Here is a 21,086-nt window from a genome sequence, read left to right on the forward strand (position 1 = left end):
TAGAAATCATTTGTTTGTAAAGGAATAATATGCGCCCTTAATTTTAAGCCTTCCAGTCAATGACTGTTGGCAAGCTTTTAAAGTTGTTTCTGTAATGTTTAAAGAAATGAAAGTATTATTTTAATGAACTACATGCTACTGATTTAAAATTTCAATTTATAACGGATTACCTATCAATTTCGACAGGTTTTTTATTGTTTTAGAAGGAATATTATGGTTAATGCCGAATACTCCTGTTTAATAAATTATATAGAGAGATTTTAAAACAAATATAGTGGATAGTGTGCAGTTGAAACTCTAAAAGTGTATGAAGCTAGTTTTCATGTAGACTCTTATATTAGATCTGATGCTCTTTTAGCCCCAAAAGGAATTGCATAGTAACGAACTAAGACAATGAAATTTAATTCTGATAGTACAAGGATTGCAGAATTTTTAAAGGAGACATATATATGGGATATATTATGGATTTGCGTAATTTGGTTGGAAGTAGACCTTTAATTATGGTCGGGGCGTGTGTCCTTGTTATAGATCATGAGCAGCGAGTTTTATTACAACTTCGAAAAGATAATGGATGTTGGGGACTGATTGGCGGTTCTATGGAGTTAGGAGAAACACTTGAACAAGTAGCTCATAGAGAATTGTTTGAGGAAACAGGACTAACGGCTGAGAATCTGAAATTAATTCATACATACTCAGGGGAAGCTTTTTATTATCAATATCCTCATGGTGATGAAGTCTATAATGTTGTGACGGCTTTTGAATGTAAAGAATATAACGGTCATTTAAGTCATGATAAGAATGAGGCAACAGACCTTCAATTTTTCTCTTTATATGACTTGCCAAAAAATATAAGCCCACCAGATAGACCTGTACTCGAAGATTATAAATTAAAATACTCATACCATCACTCACTTCAAAGCAATCTATAAATAGCGTAACACGATTACTTCCATTCGTTGAGCACTACTTCCCCAATCATTTTTCTACATATAGAAACGGGTAAAGAATACATACCAAAAGACCTCCAAGTATAGAGGTCTCTTTAATTTCTTTATAACTGATGTACGAATGATTGAGATAATCCTTTTTTACTAAAATCTCATCCACACTCCCACTCCAGATGTTCTTCTTTTAGACACACCCCCCCTTTGGTAAGCATAACCAAAGAGGGGGAAACTTCGTGACTTCATTTCAAAGCCACATATCAAATCGATATTCCCTTCCGCTGAAGCAACCGCAAACGATAACAATTCATCGTCACTTCTCCGAGGCGTTGCAACAATTGATAGTTTGCATATGCACCAACCGGGGCACCAATAATCGGCACAAGCTGCAGCATCTTCGCTAAATCGATATAATCGCGGTACTCTTGCTGGAATTTCTCCCAGTCCATATGATTTTCTTTCTCTGTGTCCCACGTTTCGATCGCTTTCCATATTTCCTTGCGATGATCATCACTTGAAAATGCTAATTGAAACACGTGCAGAATAAAAAGTCGCTCTTCTTCTTTACTCGTATCGAATCCATACATAGTCGCTGCATCGAATAAAAATTTAATTTTAATGCTGAGCAGGAGCGGAAAATCGGCAAGTCCTAAAAGAATACCACCAGCTCCTGTTCCGGCGCCTTCTGCTGCGGCAATCTTTTTGTACTCGTCCATTTTCTTTAACACTTCTGCATCTCTTCTTTCGAGCGACCAGTCTGTTTCTTTTAACTTCGGTTTTATAAAATTGGATCCGGCGCTAATACCTTGCACCATCTTTTTAATTGTTTCTGTTAACACATTTTGCACTTTTTCTGGAATTAGCTGTTGTACTTTCGTTTGTACCTTTTTCGAAAACCTGGTCATCATAGAAGAACTTTTCATGATTGTAAGTTTCCACTGCTGTAATTCTTTTATGACCTTCCCTTCATATTCAGTCATAAGTTCATTCCTTTCAGTTTAAACGCTCGATGCGCTTTGCACCGTATTGATATACGAAAGCGATACTAAATACTATGCTAGCGGCAAGTAAAATACAAGTCATGATGATATCTTTTGTTGCGAAAGCAAAAATGATGGTAAATACAACACTGCCTATACATAGAATTGCATTTAACAGTTTCAGAAAATCCTTTTTCTTTTCTTCTACGGTCACTGGATATAAATCAAGCCAAAGTTTTAAACGATGGTGTTTCCAAAGGCTTAATAGTTGATATCCAATTAAGTATAAAAATACGATACTCACAATAAAGCGTCCATATAAAAACGGTATAAAGTAAAGAATGACACCGCCAATCGCAAGTAAGCGAACATATAGACCAAAGTAGTTGCCAGATCTTAAAAATGTCCGTGTATACAAATATAAATATGTACGTTTTTCACCAATCATGGAAAGTACAAAATCAAGCCATTTCCGGCGTGACACTCGTTCTTTTAATGCTGGTACATCCACAAACATGTTGGCGATGCGGTACAGGCGCATCATTTTCTTTCCTTCTTCTGCAATTAAGTATTCCCAGTTTAACGGTTTTCCTTGTACCTTTTGATACATGAAAGCAAGGTATACAACCATTACAAAGAGAATTACTCCGATGTAAATCACTGAAGTTCGCTCGACAAGGAAGTATACAAATAACCCGTTACATAAAAAGCGAATAAACCAATCCGCGCGCTGCATGCCTTGATCTGTTAAAAATGATTTTTCCCATGCTACAAATAAATTCCATGCTTTAACGAGAACAAGTGCAGCCACAATCCATATGTAAGCCCCTCCTGTTTGCTTCATCTGCTGGAAATATAGCGGAGCAAGCGCAGCCGCTACAATTGCGATTACATATAGCTGAATCATAAATGTAAAGAGAAATGCTTTTGTAAAGTATGGTTTTAATTTTTCTTCAACTGGAAGCAAATACACAAGATCCGCCTCTTTTAATAACGTTTGAATCGATCCTGCTGTTAATACAAGTCCTAATAGTACCGCCATAACTAGCGCGGTCGGAAATGAAGGAGTCAGTGTTTGCAACCATTGCTGATAATAATAGGCCCCTGCTCCAATGATAAATACGAAAATAAATTTTAAATGATCATTAAAAACATACTTACTATATGTACGAACTTCTTTTAAGAAATATTTGAACCGTTCTTTCCATAATGCTTTGCTATTCATAATCTTCTTCCTTTGTTAACGCAATATAAATATCATCTAGCGTCGCACCTGGCATGTTAAATTGTGATTGCAACTCAGATAACGTTCCTTTCGCACGAATTTCACCTTGATGTAAAATAATAAAGGAATCGCAGTAACGTTCTGCTGTCGCTAAAATATGGGTACTCATTAAAATACCAGCACCGCTCTTTTTCATCTTGTCCATCATTTGGAGTAATGATTGAATCGCTAATGGATCGAGTCCAACGAAAGGTTCATCGACAATATAAAGTGACGGTTCAACAAGAAAAGCACTCATAATCATCACTTTCTGCTTCATACCTTTTGAAAAATGAGCTGGGAACCATTTTAAACGATTCGTCATTCGAAATTCTTTTAATAATTGCCCGACGCGTTCTTCATATTGCTTCTCATCTATACCATATGCCATCGCTGTTAACTTTAAATGTTCTTCCAATGTTAACTCGTCATATAATACAGGTGTTTCAGGAATAAAAGAAAAACTAGATCGATACGCTGTCATATCTTCTCGTATTGTTTTTCCGTTAATTGTTACCGTACCTTTTTTCGGTTCCATTAAACCGATAATATGTTTAATCGTTGTACTTTTACCAGCACCATTTAAACCGATTAAACCAACAAGTTCACCTTTATTAACAGAAAATGAAACGTTTTGCAGCACCGGCCGCTTCGTATATCCTCCTGTGACATTTTCCACACGTAATAACTGTCCCATATGACACCACTTTCTTCGTTATATTCATTTGTTTGTACAAAAGCATATATTCCATCAGAATGTATACATTCATCTTACCAAAAAACAAAAGATACTACATAGTATCGAATTTCTTCAAAAAAAAAAATAATTTCTTTACATATCCTCTGCAAAACGGGACATCATAATTAGTGAAGAAGGAACACATTGAAAAAGCAACCACCAAGTTGATGAACATAGCCTAGCGAAATCATCATGAAATGGGGTGTCCATAATGGACAAAGAAAATTTACACGAAACCAGATAGTTTGTTTTATTTTAGAAACGGGGTGTCTCGAGGAGAGTATATACTGTTTTATAAAATAAACAAGTTCATTTCATAAAGGATTATCATTTCATTGTAAATGGGGTGTCTAAGGCAGAATACGAGCCGAATTGTCACATATTTCCTAAATAAATGAGGTGTCTGCGAACGGTAGATTATATTAAATGCTTTTTCAATCCCTCTTCAGAAAGCAGGAAGCTGAGTCAGCTTCCTGTTTTTCGTGTTTGTTCTCCTATGTAAGTATGGTAAAATACGGCTAAGACTACTTGAAAGGATGAGAATAATGAATCACACAGCGGATAATTGTATTTTTTGTAAAATCATTGAAGGACAAATCCCTTGCTCAAAAGTATATGAAGATGAACATGTGCTTGCATTTTTAGATATTAGCCAAGTGACAAAAGGACATACACTTGTCATTCCAAAGGTACATAAACAAGATATTTTTGCTTTAACGCCAGAAATCGCATCACATATTTTTTCTGTCGTTCCTAAAATCTCAAATGCGATTAAATCTGAATTTAACCCAGTCGGCTTTAACCTTTTGAATAACAACGGTGAGAAGGCTGGACAAACTGTATTCCACTTCCACCTTCATTTAATTCCACGCTACGGTGAAAACGATGGTTTTGGCGCTGTTTGGAAATCACACCAAAATGAATATACGACGGAAAATTTACAAAACATCGCAAGTACCATTGCAAATAGTGTAAAATAAGGGTAAGAATTCTCTCTATTTTGTACGAATTGTAAACCGTACTATAGAAACATATAAAATACGATTGTACATAACAAGCCTATTCCTCCAAAAGAAATGTACTGCATGGCTTGTTTCTTAGCCCAAAATGCTGGAGGATACGATCTTTTTTGCTTTATAAATAACAATAAATGCATAGCACGTACAAGAAAGAAAAGACTTACGATAAAACAAATTGTTGTCACAAGTTTCACTTTTCTCCCCCCTTGTCTTAAGCATATGCATTGTTTTATACATCATGAATACCAACAAAAAATAAGGAGGTTTCCTTTTATGTCAAAAGCTAAATCCTTTGTAACAGGTATCATTTTTGGCGGAGCTGTCGCTGGACTAGCCGTTCTTTTTTCTACTCCTTCTTCTGGTAAAGATATGCGGAGTAAACTAAAAGAAAAAGGAAATGATATAAAAAAAACGCTGGCTGATATTACTGCTGATACAAAATTATTAAAACGTCAAATTGTTGAAACAGCTTCAGAAGGTAAAGAAGTTTTTCAAGAATTGAAAGACGATATGCAGGATACGCTTTCCACATGGAAACAAGATATTTCCCAAAACAAGCTTCATATTGAACAAGAGATTTTAGACATTCAAAAATCAATTGAAAAACTGCAACAAGCAGTTCCAGAAAAAGCGTAAACAATGTTTCATTCTTAGTTTTTGCATATAACAAATATTTTTTATGACTATTTCTCTTCCCGCGACATATCACATAGATATGTCGTGTTTTTATGCATTTACAATATATGTTATCCTCTATTACGTGAAGATAACACATATAGTTATGACACCTAAAACGCTTCCACAGTTATGCATGATTTGTACAAGAATATAATTTTTCCTAAAAATTTTCACAATTCTCACAAAAAGACTTTATTAATTTTTATTTTACTGGCATAATAGATACTAATGAATAAGAATGTAAAAGTGGGTGAGTAAATGAAAAGTGGAGAAAAAGATTATTCGGTAAAAGAAGCCATGATTTTCAGTCAACGCATTGCTCAATTATCGAAGGCATTATGGAAATGCGTAGAAAAAGATTGGCAACAGTGGATTAAACCATATGATTTAAACATTAACGAACATCATATTTTATCCATTGCGTATCATTTAAAAGGGGCTTCTATTTCTGAGATTGCAAAGTTTGGCGTTATGCATGTATCAACTGCATTTAACTTTTCCAAAAAACTTGAAGAGCGCGGCTATCTTGTATTTTCAAAAAAAGAAGATGATAAACGAAATACGTATATTGAAATTACAGAAAAAGGGGAAACATTGCTGCTGCAATTAATGGAGGAGTATGACCCTGAAAATAATTCGGTCTTTAATGGCGCTCTTGCACTTCGCAATTTTTATGGTAAGTTCCCAGAAAATATCGAGTTAATCGCGATTTTAAGAAATATTTATGGACAAGATTTTATCGATATTTTTGAGAAATCACTAGAAAATATTGAGGAAAATTTTACGGAACACGATAAAAAATTAATTAAAAAATAATATTGATTATTTTTTCGCTGTCATGCGTAAAAATTCTTGCATAATTGGCTGAAATAAGCCCTGTCTATGTAGCGCTTCCGCAGTCTCGTTTACTTCGAGCTGATGTGGAAGCGCTTTTTCAAACTGCTCCAAAAGAGCATCAAACAAAAGTAAGCCTTCTTGTTTTTCTACTATGTATTGTTCGTTCAATTGTTCACAAAGATTCAGTATACGTTCAATATCTTTTTTACGAGCTTTTTTCTTTATAATTAAAGAATAAAATGGACACTTATCTTCATCGATCATTTGGAAAAGAAGTTCTACATAATATTCAGCTTGCTCTAGTCGTTTTACAACGTCCATTTTTCCCCTCACTTTCTAACACAAGGTCTTCTATTTCTGAATTTTATAACACGAACAAAATATCGTATGATACAATATATAAAAGTATATGTATTTTGGCCAAAAGGAGGTATCTCCTCGTGACTCTTATAGAAATTGTTTTTGTCACATTTGCACTTATTGTTCTATTCTACACGAATTTCCTGACACATACACTGTGTGTGCGGAAACAACTATCCGAGAGCCGACAAACGAGCGCTTTTCGGGTTATTAATGTATGTATTACCATTCTATTAATTTCTAGTTATATAGAAATTATATTTCATGCAAAGTGAGGAAGGAAAGCCCCTTCCTCATTTTTTCCTCTATAAGCAAATTATACCTATAATGACTAATAAAATAAACAGTACAACCAATAAAATAAGTGATGAATTCATTCACCCATCCCCTCTCCTCTTTCCTATATATGCACATTCGCCCAAATTGGTACTCATTCCCAATCTGACAATCTTTATAAACAAATAGGTAATTTTTCTTTATCAATAGGAAAAGACGTCGAAATGTGATATATTAAATTTTGTACATATTGCTTATACTATAGAATAAAATTACCTTCAGCTAAATTTTATCCTCAGCCTCGGTAAGCCCTGTTAAGCAGGCTTTTAACTTTATAAGAAGGCGAAACCAGTGAGACTTAATCGGGCTCTTTTGGACAAGCATCATCTGAAATGAGGACGCTCTCCATTTGTGCGGGATAAATTAAAAATACATAATAGTAGGAGTGTTTATTGAATGAAGAAAGCTATGCTTGCCTTAGCAGCAACAAGTTTGATTGCTTTATCAGCATGTGGATCATCTGACAAAATTGTTACATCTAAAGCTGGTGACATTTCAAAAGAAGACCTTTACAAACAAATGAAAGACAGAGCTGGTAAACAAATTTTACGTGGTATGGTACTTGAGAAAGTACTTCTTAAAAACCATACAGTCGACGATAAAGAAGTTGACAAAAAATATGATGAATACAAAAAGCAACTTGGCGATCAATTTGACGCAGCTTTAAAACAACAAGGCTTTACAAAAGACTCATTTAAAGAAAGCGTTCGTGCTGAATTAGCGATGGACAAAGCTATTGAAAGCAGTATCACTGACAAAGAATTAAAAGAGAATTATAAACCTGAAATTAAAGCAAGTCACATCCTTGTAAAAGATGAAGCAACTGCGAAAAAAGTAAAAGAAGAACTTGGACAAGGTAAATCTTTTGAAGAATTAGCAAAACAATACTCAGAAGATAAAGGTTCTGCTGAAAAAGGCGGCGACTTAGGCTACTTCGGACCTGGTAAAATGGTAAAAGAATTTTCAGATGCTGCATATAAATTGAAAAAAGATGAAGTAAGTGAGCCTGTGAAATCACAATTCGGTTACCATATCATCAAAGTAACTGATATTAAAGAACAAAAATCATTTGAAGAAGAAAAAGCAAACATTAAAAAAGGCCTAGTTGAGAAGAAAAAACAAGATCCTCAATTCATGGCTGAGCTTCAAGACAAAGAACTTAAAAAAGCTGATGTGAAGGTTGAAGATAAAGATTTAAAAGATACCTTTGAGACTCCAAAAGCTGAAAAAGAGAAGAAATAATAAAAAAAGCTCGGCATATGCCGAGCTTTTTTATTAGGCCGTTGAAGAGACAGGAGAATTTGTTGTAGAAGAAGTAACAGAATGGGTTAGTAGAAACTAGTAAATGAAATTTTATAGGCGCAAATCCAAATATATCGACCGTTCTTCACAATATATCGGCGTTTCGACAAAGGATATCGACTTTGCGATAAATAAAAACAAAAACAGGAGCCGTCCAGTTCCCGTTTCCCAACATTCTGTTAAAAAACCCCGAATTGTGGACAATTCGGGGTTTCGTTCGGAAAAAGGTGTATTTATTTTTATGCTAATGCAGCTGCTTGTTCTTGCTGATCTACAGGCACTACAGCGTCCGTTAATGCTTTCTCTAATTCAGCTGTGTATTTCATTTGTTCTTCTTTGCTCCAGCCTAATTTTGCTGCCATATATGCAATTACTGCTTCTTTCCAATCATATACCCAGTGAATGTTGAAGAATACAGCCCCTCTACGGCGTACGAAGAAGTCAACAGGTTTTGCTGTCATTTCATAATCCATCGCGTATACAAGCGGTACAAGCACGTCTAACGGCATGTTATATTCTTTTGCTTCTGCTTTATGTTGTTTTGCTAAGTTAAAGAGAATATCTACGTTAGATCCATAGAATTTCGCAAACTCTTCTGCTTGCTTTGCTGTTAAACCATATTTTGTTCCCTCTTGTGCTTTTTTCGCAACGAATGTTGGGAATTGTTTTGATCCACTTACATGTCCACCAGAGATTGGCATATGCTTCGTTTCACTTTTCGGATACGCACTATGTCCTTCTTTTTGTAATAATGACGTTACATAATCTACTACCATTTCAGCCATTTTACGATATCCTGTTAATTTTCCGCCCGCAATTGTGATTAAACCAGATTCAGAAGTCCAAATTTCATCTTTACGAGAAATTTCAGATGCACTCTTACCTTCTTCATAAATTAATGGGCGAACACCAGCCCAACTTGATTCAATATCTTTTTCTGTAATCTTCACAGTTGGGAACATATAGTTAATCGCATTAATGATATATGTGCGATCTTCTGTTGTCATTTGTGGTACTGCTGCGTCTTTATCATAGAACGTATCAGTTGTACCTACATATGTTTTCCCGCCACGTGGAATTGCGAAGACCATACGCTTGTCTGGTGTATCAAAGTAGATCGCTTGCCCTAGTGGGAAACGTTTTTGATCGATTACTAAGTGAACACCTTTAGATAATTGCAATACTTTTCCTCTTTTTGAATTATCTTTTTCACGTAATGTATCTACCCAAGGTCCAGCTGCGTTTACAATTTTCTTACCGTATACTTCATACACTTCTCCATCTAATAAATCGACGACACGTACACCACATACTTTTCCATCTTTATATAAGAAACCGTCTACTTTTGCATAGTTGACTGCTTTTGCACCATGTTCAATTGCTTCTTTCATAACTTCGATTGTTAAACGAGCATCATCTGTACGATACTCTACGTAATAACCGCCGCCCTTTAAGTCTTCTTGTTTTACAAGCGGTTCTTTTTTCATTGTTTCTTCGCGGCTAAACATTTTTCTACGTTCGCTGCGTTTTACACCCGCTAGGAAGTCGTATACACGAAGACCGATTGATGTACTGAATGAACCGAATGTCCCGCCTTTATGGAACGGAAGTAACATCCACTCTGGTGTTGTTACATGGGGACCGTTCTCATATACGATCGCACGCTCTTTCCCAACTTCTGCTACCATTTTCACTTCAAGTTGTTTCAAATAACGTAAACCACCGTGTACAAGCTTCGTTGAACGACTTGATGTACCTGCTGCAAAGTCTTGCATTTCAAACACAATTGTTGATAAACCGCGTGTTGCTCCATCTAATGCAATACCAGAACCCGTAATACCTCCACCAATTACGATCACATCTAACTCTTGTTTATTTACTCCATTTAATACGTCTTTACGTTGTTTACTTGAAAATTTCATGGTAATTCCTCCCTTTGATAACGAAAAAAGAGACCACAAACTCCGCTATAGAATTCGCTTCTATAGCGTGTTGTGGTCTCTCCAAATCTCCTACCGAATTATTAACTTATCATCATTATAACACTGTTTATAATTATTTAAAAGCTTTTGTTGCTTCAATTGCTTTTTTCCAACCCGCATATAGCTCTTCACTTGTTTCCGCTTCCATTGCTGGTGCAAAGCGCTTGTCCATATTCCACTGCGCCTTAATTTCGTCTTGGTTTTCCCAATATCCAACTGCAAGACCTGCTAAATACGCTGCACCTAAAGCCGTTGTTTCATTCACTTCTGGACGCTCTACTGGAACATCTAACATATCACTTTGGAATTGCATTAAGAAGTTATTCTTAACCGCTCCTCCATCAACGCGTAATGTTTTCAGTTCAATACCTGAATCTGCTTCCATAGCACATAATACATCTTTTGTTTGATATGCTAATGATTCTAGCGTTGCACGGATAAAGTGTTCTTTCGTTGTTCCGCGTGTTACGCCAAATACCGCTCCGCGTACTTCACTATCCCAATATGGTGTTCCAAGCCCTACGAATGCTGGAACAACGTAAACGCCATCTGTTGATTCAACGCGAGATGCGTATTCTTCGCTCTCACTTGCATCTTTAAACATACGCATGCCGTCACGTAACCACTGGATTGCAGAACCTGCTACGAAAATACTTCCTTCCAGCGCATATTCAACTTTACCATTTAAACCCCATGCAATTGTTGTTAATAGGCCATGTTCAGATGCAACTGCTTTTTCACCTGTATTCATTAACATGAAGCAACCAGTTCCATACGTATTCTTCGCCATACCTTCACCGAAGCAAGCTTGTCCAAATAACGCAGCTTGTTGGTCACCTGCGATACCTGCGATTGGTATATTTTGGTTAAAGAAATGATAATCAACTGTATGGGCATATACTTCAGAAGATTGACGTACTTCTGGAAGCATGCTTTTCGGCACTTCTAACATATCTAGAAGCTCATCATCCCACTGCAGGTCATGAATATTAAACATTAATGTACGTGATGCGTTTGAATAGTCTGTTACGTGCGCTTTACCACCAGACAATTTCCATACAAGCCATGTATCAATTGTACCGAATAATAATTCGCCGCGTTCTGCTCTTTCTCTTGCACCTTCAACGTTATCTAAAATCCATTTTACTTTCGTACCTGAGAAATATGCATCAATTAAAAGTCCTGTTTTTTCGCGAACCATATCGCTATAGCCTTTTTCTTTTAACTCATCACAAATTTCAGCTGTTTGGCGAGATTGCCATACGATTGCGTTATAAACTGGTTTACCAGTTTCTTTATCCCATACAACCGCTGTTTCACGTTGGTTTGTAATTCCGATACCAGCGATTTGCTCTGGCTTTACGTCCGCTTCACTTAAACAAGTTGCAATAACCGCTAAAATTGATCCCCAAATTTCTTGTGCATTATGCTCTACCCAACCTGGCTTTGGAAAATGTTGTGTAAATTCTTTTTGAGCTGAATGAACAATTTTACCTTCTTTATTAAAAAGGATTGCACGTGAGCTTGTTGTTCCTTGGTCTAATGAAAGAATGTATTTTTTCATAATCGGTTCCCCCTTATGCTACTTTTCTACTATTTGTATTGTTTTCGCTCTTTTTACTTGTCATATAAGAGATTGCTAGTACAATCACAGTTGCAATTATCACATAAATAAATGCTGCATTTTGTTTTCCTTCAAATACAACTTGATGGAATAAACCTGCAAGTGATCCACCTAAAATCGGTCCTACTACCGGAATCCATGCATATTTCCAGTTTGATCCACCTTTACCCGGAATCGGTAAGAAGAAGTGTGCAATACGAGGTCCTAAATCACGAGCTGGGTTAATTGCATAACCTGTTGTTCCACCTAATGATAAACCAATACTTACAATTAAGAAACCTACGATGAATGGATTTAAACCATCCGCAAATTTATTTGCACCAATTGCTAATATACCAAATACTAAAACGAATGTTCCAATCATTTCACTTAAAAGGTTTGCAAATGTATTCGGAATTGCTGGTCCTGTTGCAAAAACGCCTAATTTTGTACCTGGGTCTTCTGTTTCTTTCCAATGAGGTAAGTAATGTAAATATACGATAATTGCACCGATGATTGCACCGATCATTTGCGCTGCGATATAACCTGGTACATCATTCCATGGAAGCGCTCCCTTAAAAGCAAGTCCAATTGTTACTGCTGGATTTAAATGTGCCCCACTAATCGATCCTACTGCATATGCTGCGATGGCAACCGCTAAGCCCCAGCCCATCGTAATAACAATCCAACCAGAATCCTTAGCAAACGACTTCTTTAAACTTACGCCTGCACAAACGCCGCCACCAAGAACGATTAACAACGCTGTCCCTATTAACTCCCCTAAAAATGCTGACATAAAATCCCTCCACAATCAATTTAAATAATTCCAATGTGATAGAGGTAAAATGAATGGCCATTCGTTTTTTTTCAAAAGAAAAAGATCCACACCTGGCATGCTTCTATATAAAAAATATAGAAACAATGAAATGTGGATCTCTTCTTTTCTCCGTCACGTTTATTAACTTATCTATAATGTTAACCTTAAATGAAAGCGGTGTCAATACATTCTTTTCACATTTTCGACACTTTTTATTTTTCTCAACATACAAGCCACTGTTACGAGAAAAAAGCGGTCTTTCACTTACTTTCTCCCTTTGTTTGTACAAGGCATAAGGCGAAATTAGGTACTGACTGCTTCTTTACACAGGCGGATCCTCTTTCCCGCCTAAAAGAAAGCTTTTATTTCGGTTTTCCCACATATAAATCGCGGCTTTGTAAACAAAAGCGGTCTTCCACTCATTTTCTCTCTTTGTTTTCATACGGCATGAGACGAAAATGGGTACTGACCGCTTCTATGCTCAGACGGATCCTCTCTCCGCCTAAAAGAAAGCTTTTTCTATTTTTGGTAATGTTTCCAGAGTTCTTTTTTCGACGTTGTAATCGCCGTCGCACCAGCGGATAACGCTCTTTCTACATCATCAACCGTACGAATAAATCCGCCTGCTAAAATCGGTACGCCCGTCCGTTCTTTTACCTCAGCAATCACACCTGTTAAAGCTCCGGGAAGCACCTCAATATAATCCGGCTTTGTTTTCTCTAAAAGATTACAACTCTTTTCCATCGCACTCGAATCAATTAAAAAGATACGTTGAATCGCGACAACACCCTTTTGCTTCGCCTTCATAATTACACTTGCCTTTGTCGACAATAGTCCATATGGCTTATACTCTTGACATAAAAACTCTGTTGCATGGCCATCGCTTTGCAAACCGTGAATTAAATCGACATGTAAAAATACCTTTTTACAATGCTGCTTCGCAAGTGCAACAACACTTTTCAATTGACCGATATGAATGTCTAAAATAACAATATACTCATAAGAACTATATAGTAACTTTTCTAAATCTTTTATTTGCCGAACAGCTGGCAAAATATTTTGTTCATGAAATTCCATTCAAAAAGTCCCCTTCTTTACGTCTTCCTACCTTTTATAGTACACAATTTAAGCGAAAAGAAAAGCTAGCAAGAGAAATTTTTAATTCTCATTCTTGTCGCATTGTGTTGAACAGTCGATATCCTATGTCCAATTGCCGATATATGACGAGAAACGGTCGATATATCTTAAAAATCGCCAATATAATGATGGCGCAAAAAAAGAGTGAATAACCGATTAGTTACTCACTCTTTACTAGGATTAAAGCAACACAGAATCCTTATCACTCTCTTGATTACGTCTCTCGCGTTCTTCTTCTAAACGCTTCATATATACTTCTCCTTCTTTTTCAATAAACTCATTATCCATATCTTGCTCTTTTTTCGAAGTATATAAAACCATGTAACCACTTACGATAATCCCGATAATAACAAGATAAATCCACCATGGTAAAGTTTCCACTCTTCGCCCTTCCTTTCCTGAGACAAGCCTTGTTAGTTTCACTATATGAAGGTAGGACAAGAGTTATGACAATTTCTTTTTCAAACAAGTAAAGCAGTACTCCCATCTACAATCACCGTAGATAGAAGTACTGTCTTTAAAATTCTATCGATGAATCCAAACTGCACCTGCAGACTTGTCTTCAGCTTGTCCTACTACCTCAAACTTCAATCCTAGTTTCGGCAACTTACGTCCTGCATCTGGAATGATGCTGTTGATATACTGCTTAGAATCATCAAATTTCGCAACGCCTGGTAATCCTTTATAGTCAAAGATACCGCGAGTTGGCGAATCTACTTTCCATGCTGGCGTTTGATCAAATGAGAATGCCGCATCGGCAATTTGATAACGCGTACTGCTCTTCACAGTCGGTTGTCCGTTTAATGTCCCTACGATTGCCTCTGGATGAGAATCTACTACGCCTAAGAATCCTTCACCTGGATGAACGCCTACCCAGTTATCTGTAAAGCTTTGATCCGCATACCATACAACCATTCCTGTATTAAAGACTGGGCCACGTGCATGTTGTAACGCCATGTCAGAACCAGCGTAATTTCTCCACTCTACATAGTAGTTATGTTTTTTCTGTTCAAATCCGTTAGACACAGTAAATCCTTTTAACGTCATTGCAGGTTGTCCTTCTGCATCATCAGAGAAAACAACTTTTCCATCTACAGTTAATGCTGCATTATCTAACGCAAATCCTTTATACGCTACTGCAATATCTGTTAAATACTCAAATTGCAGTTTTACTTTTTTCCCTTTGAATTGGCTTAAATCGTATGATTTATCAACCCACTTACCATCAGTTGTATCCATACCGCCTTTTACGTCTTTTTCGCCCATTCTATCAATACGTGTCTTCGTTCCATCTTCTGCAATAGCATACACGTCAAGGAAATCATACTTCGCTTCAAGCTCATAGAATGCCTTATAATCAAACTTAGCATCCGTTGCATTTGTTAAATCAAATACTGGTGTCTCAAGTGTTGTATGAATGTCATTTCCTTTTGTACTGTAATAAAACTTCTTACCAAATGCCGATTCGATATTTTTTATATCTTTGTCCGGCAAGTTAACGCGAACGATTCCTGGTCGTTTTGATTTCGTAACACTTTGATCTAAATATGTTGCAGCACCGATTCCCGTGCGAAGTTTATCATAATCTACCTCAACGATATTCGCCCAGTTACCCTTCATATTCTTTTGGAAAAACTCTTTATTTTGTGGTGAAAAACTTGTTGGCTCTGTTCCTGCAATCTTTCCAGCCCAGCTGCCGCCGCTCATAATAGACCAAGATTCAACTGGTTCACCTTGTCCAGTGTACTTTGTATCGTACTCATCCGGTAAGCCTAAATCATGACCGTACTCATGGGCAAACACACCAACCGCTCCATCTTCAGGCTCGATTGTATAATCGTATGCAGCCATCTTTCCGCCCCAATTCGGAACAGAAGCTTGTGTTCCATCAATTGCATATGGTTTTGATCCAAGTTTTGAACGGTGAGACCAAATCGCATCATCTTTCAATTTACCGCCGCCAGCTTCTTGACCCACGCCAGCATGAACAACCATTAAATGATCAATAATGCCATCTGGCTCATTTTTATTACCATCTCCATCTTGATCGTACTGATCAAATTGGTCAAAATCAGCTAAGTTAATCCCTTTTGCTACTGCTGCTTTTAATGCTTCCTTCACAAAATCACGCGGTCCTAAAGGTCCTTTATTATCATGACCGGTACCAGCATCTGCACCATAATCAGAAGCTTTTCCTGGAACAGTAAGCCATTCCGTTACAGTTCCATCAACTGTGTAGCTACCACCTGATTGCTCTTCATAATATTGCTTGAATGTGTTAATTTTTGACCCATCAAATAGCGTAAATGGCTCATCACCAAATAACATTTTTTGATAATGCTCACGATTAAAGTCCTTAGAATACATATATCCTGGCGCTTGATCAATATTATTATGTTTAAAATCGCTAAATTCTACGAGTAAAACAAGCACTTTATCTTTTCGAACAGTTCCATTGTACTCTTCTTGCTTTGCTGGTGTAGTAGGTACTTTTCCATTTAATTTTCTAGGATTCAATCCTGCATCTTGTCCAGCTACTGGTCCTGCTGTTGGCTGCTGCGCCTGTTCATTTTCCTTCATTTTTGCATCTTTTACTTTTTTCATAAAATCAGAAGCTTCTTGCGTAAGACTATCTTCTGTAATGATTTCTTTCCCAGGGTTTTCCCCTTTCTTTTTCTCAACATACTTTTCAACAGCCTTTGACGTCTCAGCTTGTGATGCAGATTTATCAATGACTCCCCGTTCTTTTAATGCTTCTGCCAAACGCTCATCCGGTATTAAATGCTCATCTATTGGTAGAGATGATGATGGTGTTTCAGCATATGCTGCTTGACTTCCAAAAGCAAAAGTACTACTTAGCACTGCTGCTGTTGCTAATACTGATAAAGGTTTTAACTTCTTATTCTTTTTCAATGCATTTCCTCCCCGTTGTTTGCGAACTATCGTTTTTTTGTCGATAACAACATAATATTCGTATTATGACGAATATTCAATATTTTTCAACAAATAAAATGTTGAGAAATATTTTTTTATGCAGGGTGAAATACATAAGATAGCAAAATAAAAAGGTTCTGCCCTAAATAGCAGAACCTTTGTTTGAATCATCTTCTTAATTATGAAAGAAGGAACGGGTAATTCTATTCATTGATGGATACAGCATGCTTTTCAAAAAAAGCTTGGACATATTTCATAAACTCTTCCGGCTCTTGACGGAACGGAGCATGATACCCTTTTTCAATAATATGGAATGTACTATTTTTAAATAGTTGATGATAGGCTTCACCATTTTTCCATGAAACGCTTTTATCATTTCTGCCCCAAATGATTAAGGTCGGCACCTTGATTTCATTCGCATCCATCGCTAATCGATGTTCTCTCATCTTACTTAATTCACTATAATGCTCTTTATCATCTCTTCTATTTTTCACCGCATTTTTATCATAATCCGTAATGGTAGATACCGTATTTAAATCAACCGATAAATTCGGCTTTTGGAAATCTTCTTTTTGCTGGAAGGATTCTATTCCTGTCGAGTCCGCTAAAATAAGGTGCGTAATCGCCTCAGGATATAGGTATGTTAAATTAAGAGAAATCTCTCCCCCCATTGAATGACCAAGCATCGCAAACTTATCATAGCCTAATTTTTTCATTAACTTATAATATATATTTGCTTGCGCTGGAAATGAATACTGAAAATCCATTGGCTTCGAAGAACGACCAAATCCTAAAATATCAACTGCAATGATCGTATGATCTTTCGCTAATTCTGGATAAATATCACGAAATCCATCAGAAGAACCTCCAAAGCCATGAAGCATAAGAAGCGGCGGTTTCCCTTCACCAATTTGTTTAAAATATATTGTTTGCCCATCAATTTCTGCCATTTTTTCTGTTGTGTTCAATTTTGTTGCAACAGTATTTTTTACTTCTTCTACTTTTGCTGTTGGTTTCTCAACGATATTACAAATCACTAATACGACAAGAACAATACAACTAATTATATAGAACTTTAATCGTTTCAAATTTATCATCTCCTTTCCGCTACTTTAAATCATGAAAAAATACACTTAACATAAGCTTTCACTTTTTGTCGGTATTTTATAGCCATATAGTTGTAACTATTAAAGTTACAACTATATCAAAAAAATATGCTTTCTCTCTAAGTAAGAATGCATTGGGATATTTCTTGTATTTGATTATTTTCGTACTGTCCAACCCTCTTGTAATCATTATAGTTACAAATAAAAAGTAGGTCAATCATTTTTCAAAAGTTTTATATACGTATAGAAATGAAGGATAAAGAAAACAAATAAAAGAAGAACGCCTTTTAGTGAGGGTAAACGTTCTTCTTTTTGTTATAGGTCTACATGAGTATTCATTATAGGTGTTCGTGGTCTATTCTGAAGCACTTATACCGGTGTTTCCATCAGTATATGAATAGGCAGATGTATCGCTAACGCTATATGCTAAATCAGGCTTTGATATGAAATGGTCTGCGTGAGTAGCTTGTTGTGTTTCAGCAAAATGATTTAATCCAAGGGAAAGAATTCCGATAACAGATAAACCAACAGTAATAACACCCAATTTTTTCATTATTTTAACGCTCCTCTACTTAATAATTTTTGTTTCGCTTCATAACAGATATTAAAATAATCACTTACTTTTTCATGATTATTCAATTTACGAAATTCGACAGCTAACAACTCACCATATTCTTCAACATAATCCCATAATCCTTGTTTTTCGAAGTAAAATATTCCTTCTTTTATCTCTTTTTCCACTAAATCCATTGAACATCTTTCATTTAGTGTTTTCAAAATGTTGAAGTGATACATATATTCTTTGTTTCCTACTGCAGAACAAATATTTAAACCGTTTTCAATTAATTTTTGTGCAATATTTATTTCACCTAATTTATAATGTTCCCTTGCTTGTAGGAAAATGGCTTTGATATGATTAGGAAGTTTCTCTGTTACTTCTGATAAATGACGAATAGCTAAAGTGGATAGATTTTGGGTAGCATACAATAAACCTAGATTATGTCTAACTATTAAAATTAGCTTATCTTCTTTAGCTTTCTGTAAAATGTCAATTGCACGATTTAAATGTTCTTCGGCTTGTTCAAATTGTTTTAAAAATATACAAGCTGTCCCTATAATATTTTCACAGGATGCAACTTTGACTTCATATCCTTCTTGATTTAAAAATATTGCTTTCGCCTTATTTATATATTCAATAGAAGATAGCATTTTGTAAGTATGGTGATACAATACAGCAAAGTGTTGATGAAATTCAGCTTGTTCTATCGGATTAGAAACTTGCTTTAATAATTCTTTAGCTTTCTCAAAATGTATTTCAGATTCTTTGTAATTCGAAATGAACATTAGATGAATACCTTTAAAGAGATGATAATAATGTGTTAAAAGCAGATCATTCGGAAGAGACAAGGAATCAATTTTATCGAAGCTATTGCTTGTAATACTTAAACGATCTGCTAACACTTGATAGCGAAAATCTAATAATGAATAATAAAACAATATGTTTTGATCTTCTTCCATATGATTAATTTTTGATTCAATTTCCTCTTTCAATCGTGTCGCTTTCTCTACTTGTTGTTGCAGCATTGACTGATACCAAGCGTCTAATGAATGCTTAATCTGTTCTTTCGTTACTACATGTGCACTCATAGAAATTCATCCCCCTCGTTTACAACTGTAATTATCACTTTTCCACAAATTGTATATCCCTCTAAATATATAAATAACTTGAGAAATAATTATCAGAATATTCAACTCAAAAGACATAATTAAAATCCACCTCATAAAAAATAGCTTTCATATCCTTATTGCGGGTAGTACCAGCGAAACTGTCACTACCCGCAATAAGGATATGAATTAAGAATGCACTGATTCCTCTAGATATGATCTCTCTTCAATTTGAATTCGTTCCATCATATCCAATTTAAAGGTCCCGTAAGGATTTACATGACTATAGATGAGTATTTCTTGCAACATGGCTACATCTTTTGTTTATAAAACCAATAGCTGAAGGTTTTGCGCATAGTGTGCATACCAATGGATTCTACATCGGTAAAATCTCCAGCTTTTTGTAATTGTCGGTACGCTTGGATTTGGCTAATGGGTTGATCTCTTTTTCGAGAAGGAAATAACCAGGTACTTTCTAGGGATTGGGTATAGGAATAGACTTCATTAAAAATAGAAGTGAGATTAATCATGCGCTCTTTCTTCGTTTTTCCCTCTTTGCTTTTGAATTCTTTTCTCTTTTTTTATTTTTGTAGTAAAAATAAAAAGAACTTGTAAAAAAATACAAGTTCTTTTTAAAATAATGTAAACTGAAGGGTAAAACAAACTATCTTATCAGAAAAACTAGGGATCACTATTTCTTAAGACTACTAGGACCTCTTTATTATATAACAAATATTAACATGCAAAGTTTATAGTTTTGAAAATTATGTGAATTAAGATGACAGATCAATTTATTCCATATATAAAGTTACGTTAAATTCGTGGGGTTTAACCCCACCTTTCCTCCATTGTATGAAGAAATTCGGTAAGTATGGATATGTTGCCGAGCCGAACATACCAAAAACAAAGGGTAATACATTTATGTTTGATATCCGCTTTATTAAAATATTTTCCGTATAGGAAATTTTAAAAGTAAAGAGGTGGTTTTTAAATGTATAATGAGTCTATATATTTTCCTTATATAAATTATAATCAATACTTCGATCGTCAATTCCCTGGTCCTCAGATTCCAAGTATACCGGGAATGCCAGGTTTTCCGGGTGCACCCGGACAGCAAAGTTCACAAGCTCCAACATCTCCTCCTCCATCATTTATTCCTCAACAATCAACTGCTTCACCATTTGCTGTTGATCCAGGGGCAATTTCATTCTGTTTATTTCGAAATACCTATATATGGCTTACGAATGGTGAACAGTTTTGGTATTATCTGATTTTTGTAGGACGAAGATCTGTTACTGGTTTTAGATGGAACGGTAGGTTTTGGGTGATTTTTGGAATTGATACAAGAAGGATTAGTTCATTTACATGTTTTTAAAAATTATA

22 protein-coding genes and 1 pseudogene are annotated in these 21,086 nt (G+C 35.8%); 7 read left to right on the top strand and 16 right to left on the bottom strand.

Features of this window, described 5'->3' with window-relative positions:
* Positions 1-449 precede the first annotated feature (449 nt).
* On the top strand, positions 450-929 hold the full coding sequence (locus C568_RS0121410) for an NUDIX hydrolase (RefSeq protein WP_006093851.1): 480 nt from the start codon (positions 450-452) through the stop codon (positions 927-929).
* 275 nt (positions 930-1,204) lie between these two features.
* Here the strand turns inward: C568_RS0121410 and C568_RS0121415 are convergent, their stop codons facing one another.
* From C568_RS0121415 to ecsA, 3 genes are read right to left on the bottom strand one after another with little or no spacing between them, the layout of a single operon-like run.
* Positions 1,205-1,924 (bottom strand): EcsC family protein, encoded by a 720-nt coding sequence (locus tag C568_RS0121415; protein ID WP_003195743.1) that lies wholly within the window; start codon positions 1,922-1,924, stop codon positions 1,205-1,207.
* A gap of 13 nt (positions 1,925-1,937) precedes the next feature.
* A complete protein-coding gene (locus tag C568_RS0121420; protein WP_018782681.1) occupies positions 1,938-3,149 on the bottom strand; it encodes an ABC transporter permease in 1,212 nt (403 codons plus the stop codon).
* Complete coding sequence (gene ecsA / locus C568_RS0121425; RefSeq protein WP_003195739.1) at positions 3,142-3,885, bottom strand: ABC transporter ATP-binding protein EcsA; 744 nt, start codon at positions 3,883-3,885, stop codon at positions 3,142-3,144. The genes C568_RS0121420 and ecsA overlap by 8 nt, the downstream gene beginning before the upstream one ends.
* A gap of 587 nt (positions 3,886-4,472) precedes the next feature.
* Between ecsA and C568_RS0121430 the strand changes: the two genes are divergently transcribed.
* The gene (locus tag C568_RS0121430; protein WP_003195737.1) at positions 4,473-4,907 is read left to right on the top strand and encodes an HIT family protein; all 435 of its coding nucleotides are present in this window, start codon (positions 4,473-4,475) and stop codon (positions 4,905-4,907) included.
* 41 nt (positions 4,908-4,948) lie between these two features.
* Here the strand turns inward: C568_RS0121430 and C568_RS0121435 are convergent, their stop codons facing one another.
* Complete coding sequence (locus C568_RS0121435) at positions 4,949-5,140, bottom strand: hypothetical protein (protein WP_003195735.1); 192 nt, start codon at positions 5,138-5,140, stop codon at positions 4,949-4,951.
* A gap of 79 nt (positions 5,141-5,219) precedes the next feature.
* On the opposite strand from C568_RS0121435, the gene C568_RS0121440 reads away from it, so the two are divergent.
* Together C568_RS0121440 and C568_RS0121445 are read left to right on the top strand one after the other, a co-directional pair.
* Positions 5,220-5,582: a YtxH domain-containing protein gene (locus C568_RS0121440; RefSeq protein WP_006093849.1), complete on the top strand. Its 363-nt coding sequence runs from the start codon at positions 5,220-5,222 to the stop codon at positions 5,580-5,582.
* A 300-nt stretch (positions 5,583-5,882) separates the two neighbouring features.
* Positions 5,883-6,440: an HTH-type transcriptional regulator Hpr gene (locus C568_RS0121445; protein WP_006093848.1), complete on the top strand. Its 558-nt coding sequence runs from the start codon at positions 5,883-5,885 to the stop codon at positions 6,438-6,440.
* Positions 6,441-6,446: 6 nt separating this feature from the next.
* On the opposite strand, the gene C568_RS0121450 is transcribed toward C568_RS0121445, so the two are convergent.
* Positions 6,447-6,782 (bottom strand): DUF1878 family protein, encoded by a 336-nt coding sequence (locus C568_RS0121450; protein WP_003195729.1) that lies wholly within the window; start codon positions 6,780-6,782, stop codon positions 6,447-6,449.
* A gap of 119 nt (positions 6,783-6,901) precedes the next feature.
* On the opposite strand from C568_RS0121450, the gene C568_RS0121455 reads away from it, so the two are divergent.
* Positions 6,902-7,096: a hypothetical protein gene (locus tag C568_RS0121455; protein ID WP_018766633.1), complete on the top strand. Its 195-nt coding sequence runs from the start codon at positions 6,902-6,904 to the stop codon at positions 7,094-7,096.
* A 30-nt stretch (positions 7,097-7,126) separates the two neighbouring features.
* Here the strand turns inward: C568_RS0121455 and C568_RS36535 are convergent, their stop codons facing one another.
* Positions 7,127-7,198: a YjcZ family sporulation protein gene (locus tag C568_RS36535; protein WP_224796251.1), complete on the bottom strand. Its 72-nt coding sequence runs from the start codon at positions 7,196-7,198 to the stop codon at positions 7,127-7,129.
* Between the two features lie 355 nt (positions 7,199-7,553).
* On the opposite strand from C568_RS36535, the gene prsA reads away from it, so the two are divergent.
* Complete coding sequence (prsA, locus tag C568_RS0121460; RefSeq protein WP_006093846.1) at positions 7,554-8,399, top strand: peptidylprolyl isomerase PrsA; 846 nt, start codon at positions 7,554-7,556, stop codon at positions 8,397-8,399.
* A gap of 299 nt (positions 8,400-8,698) precedes the next feature.
* Here prsA and glpD read toward each other — a convergent pair whose 3' ends face one another.
* The 10 genes and pseudogenes from glpD to C568_RS32050 all read right to left on the bottom strand — a co-directional run.
* Positions 8,699-10,381, bottom strand: a complete 1,683-nt coding sequence (glpD, locus tag C568_RS0121465; RefSeq protein WP_018782682.1) for an aerobic glycerol-3-phosphate dehydrogenase — start codon at positions 10,379-10,381, stop codon at positions 8,699-8,701.
* Positions 10,382-10,514: 133 nt separating this feature from the next.
* Entirely contained in the window at positions 10,515-12,005 is a 1,491-nt protein-coding gene (gene glpK / locus C568_RS0121470; protein WP_003195725.1) for a glycerol kinase GlpK, read from the bottom strand.
* Between the two features lie 13 nt (positions 12,006-12,018).
* Positions 12,019-12,840: a glycerol uptake facilitator protein GlpF gene (glpF, locus tag C568_RS0121475; RefSeq protein WP_003195722.1), complete on the bottom strand. Its 822-nt coding sequence runs from the start codon at positions 12,838-12,840 to the stop codon at positions 12,019-12,021.
* 540 nt (positions 12,841-13,380) lie between these two features.
* Positions 13,381-13,938: a glycerol-3-phosphate responsive antiterminator gene (locus tag C568_RS0121480; protein ID WP_003206079.1), complete on the bottom strand. Its 558-nt coding sequence runs from the start codon at positions 13,936-13,938 to the stop codon at positions 13,381-13,383.
* A gap of 240 nt (positions 13,939-14,178) precedes the next feature.
* Positions 14,179-14,379: a sporulation YhaL family protein gene (locus C568_RS0121485; protein ID WP_018782683.1), complete on the bottom strand. Its 201-nt coding sequence runs from the start codon at positions 14,377-14,379 to the stop codon at positions 14,179-14,181.
* A 144-nt stretch (positions 14,380-14,523) separates the two neighbouring features.
* Positions 14,524-16,911: an immune inhibitor A domain-containing protein gene (locus C568_RS0121490; RefSeq protein ID WP_018782684.1), complete on the bottom strand. Its 2,388-nt coding sequence runs from the start codon at positions 16,909-16,911 to the stop codon at positions 14,524-14,526.
* 224 nt (positions 16,912-17,135) lie between these two features.
* Positions 17,136-18,029: an alpha/beta fold hydrolase gene (locus C568_RS0121495; protein WP_033794563.1), complete on the bottom strand. Its 894-nt coding sequence runs from the start codon at positions 18,027-18,029 to the stop codon at positions 17,136-17,138.
* 364 nt (positions 18,030-18,393) lie between these two features.
* The gene (locus C568_RS0121500; RefSeq protein WP_018782686.1) at positions 18,394-18,591 is read right to left on the bottom strand and encodes a Phr family secreted Rap phosphatase inhibitor; all 198 of its coding nucleotides are present in this window, start codon (positions 18,589-18,591) and stop codon (positions 18,394-18,396) included.
* Entirely contained in the window at positions 18,591-19,685 is a 1,095-nt protein-coding gene (locus C568_RS0121505) for a Rap family tetratricopeptide repeat protein (protein WP_018782687.1), read from the bottom strand. The genes C568_RS0121500 and C568_RS0121505 overlap by 1 nt, the downstream gene beginning before the upstream one ends.
* Positions 19,686-19,892: 207 nt before the next feature.
* A pseudogene (locus tag C568_RS32050) lies at positions 19,893-20,284 on the bottom strand (tyrosine-type recombinase/integrase); the annotation flags it as partial.
* A gap of 410 nt (positions 20,285-20,694) precedes the next feature.
* On the opposite strand from C568_RS32050, the gene C568_RS0121515 reads away from it, so the two are divergent.
* Positions 20,695-21,078 (top strand): hypothetical protein, encoded by a 384-nt coding sequence (locus C568_RS0121515; protein WP_018782689.1) that lies wholly within the window; start codon positions 20,695-20,697, stop codon positions 21,076-21,078.
* Positions 21,079-21,086 lie beyond the last annotated feature (8 nt).

The organism is Bacillus sp. 95MFCvi2.1 (genome assembly GCF_000374965.1).
Taxonomy (GTDB): domain Bacteria; phylum Bacillota; class Bacilli; order Bacillales; family Bacillaceae_G; genus Bacillus_A; species Bacillus_A pseudomycoides.

What these genes read in the sequence shown, in the direction of transcription:
- C568_RS0121410 (WP_006093851.1), top strand. Translation starts at nt 450, where the DNA reads ATGGGATATATTATGGATTTGCGTAATTTGGTTGGAAGTAGACCTTTA.
- C568_RS0121415 (WP_003195743.1), bottom strand. Translation starts at nt 1,924, where the DNA reads ATGACTGAATATGAAGGGAAGGTCATAAAAGAATTACAGCAGTGGAAA.
- C568_RS0121420 (WP_018782681.1), bottom strand. Translation starts at nt 3,149, where the DNA reads ATGAATAGCAAAGCATTATGGAAAGAACGGTTCAAATATTTCTTAAAA.
- ecsA (WP_003195739.1), bottom strand. Translation starts at nt 3,885, where the DNA reads ATGGGACAGTTATTACGTGTGGAAAATGTCACAGGAGGATATACGAAG.
- C568_RS0121430 (WP_003195737.1), top strand. Translation starts at nt 4,473, where the DNA reads ATGAATCACACAGCGGATAATTGTATTTTTTGTAAAATCATTGAAGGA.
- C568_RS0121440 (WP_006093849.1), top strand. Translation starts at nt 5,220, where the DNA reads ATGTCAAAAGCTAAATCCTTTGTAACAGGTATCATTTTTGGCGGAGCT.
- C568_RS0121445 (WP_006093848.1), top strand. Translation starts at nt 5,883, where the DNA reads ATGAAAAGTGGAGAAAAAGATTATTCGGTAAAAGAAGCCATGATTTTC.
- C568_RS0121450 (WP_003195729.1), bottom strand. Translation starts at nt 6,782, where the DNA reads ATGGACGTTGTAAAACGACTAGAGCAAGCTGAATATTATGTAGAACTT.
- prsA (WP_006093846.1), top strand. Translation starts at nt 7,554, where the DNA reads ATGAAGAAAGCTATGCTTGCCTTAGCAGCAACAAGTTTGATTGCTTTA.
- glpD (WP_018782682.1), bottom strand. Translation starts at nt 10,381, where the DNA reads ATGAAATTTTCAAGTAAACAACGTAAAGACGTATTAAATGGAGTAAAT.
- glpK (WP_003195725.1), bottom strand. Translation starts at nt 12,005, where the DNA reads ATGAAAAAATACATTCTTTCATTAGACCAAGGAACAACAAGCTCACGT.
- glpF (WP_003195722.1), bottom strand. Translation starts at nt 12,840, where the DNA reads ATGTCAGCATTTTTAGGGGAGTTAATAGGGACAGCGTTGTTAATCGTT.
- C568_RS0121480 (WP_003206079.1), bottom strand. Translation starts at nt 13,938, where the DNA reads ATGGAATTTCATGAACAAAATATTTTGCCAGCTGTTCGGCAAATAAAA.
- C568_RS0121495 (WP_033794563.1), bottom strand. Translation starts at nt 18,029, where the DNA reads ATGATAAATTTGAAACGATTAAAGTTCTATATAATTAGTTGTATTGTT.
- C568_RS0121500 (WP_018782686.1), bottom strand. Translation starts at nt 18,591, where the DNA reads ATGAAAAAATTGGGTGTTATTACTGTTGGTTTATCTGTTATCGGAATT.
- C568_RS0121505 (WP_018782687.1), bottom strand. Translation starts at nt 19,685, where the DNA reads ATGAGTGCACATGTAGTAACGAAAGAACAGATTAAGCATTCATTAGAC.
- C568_RS0121515 (WP_018782689.1), top strand. Translation starts at nt 20,695, where the DNA reads ATGTATAATGAGTCTATATATTTTCCTTATATAAATTATAATCAATAC.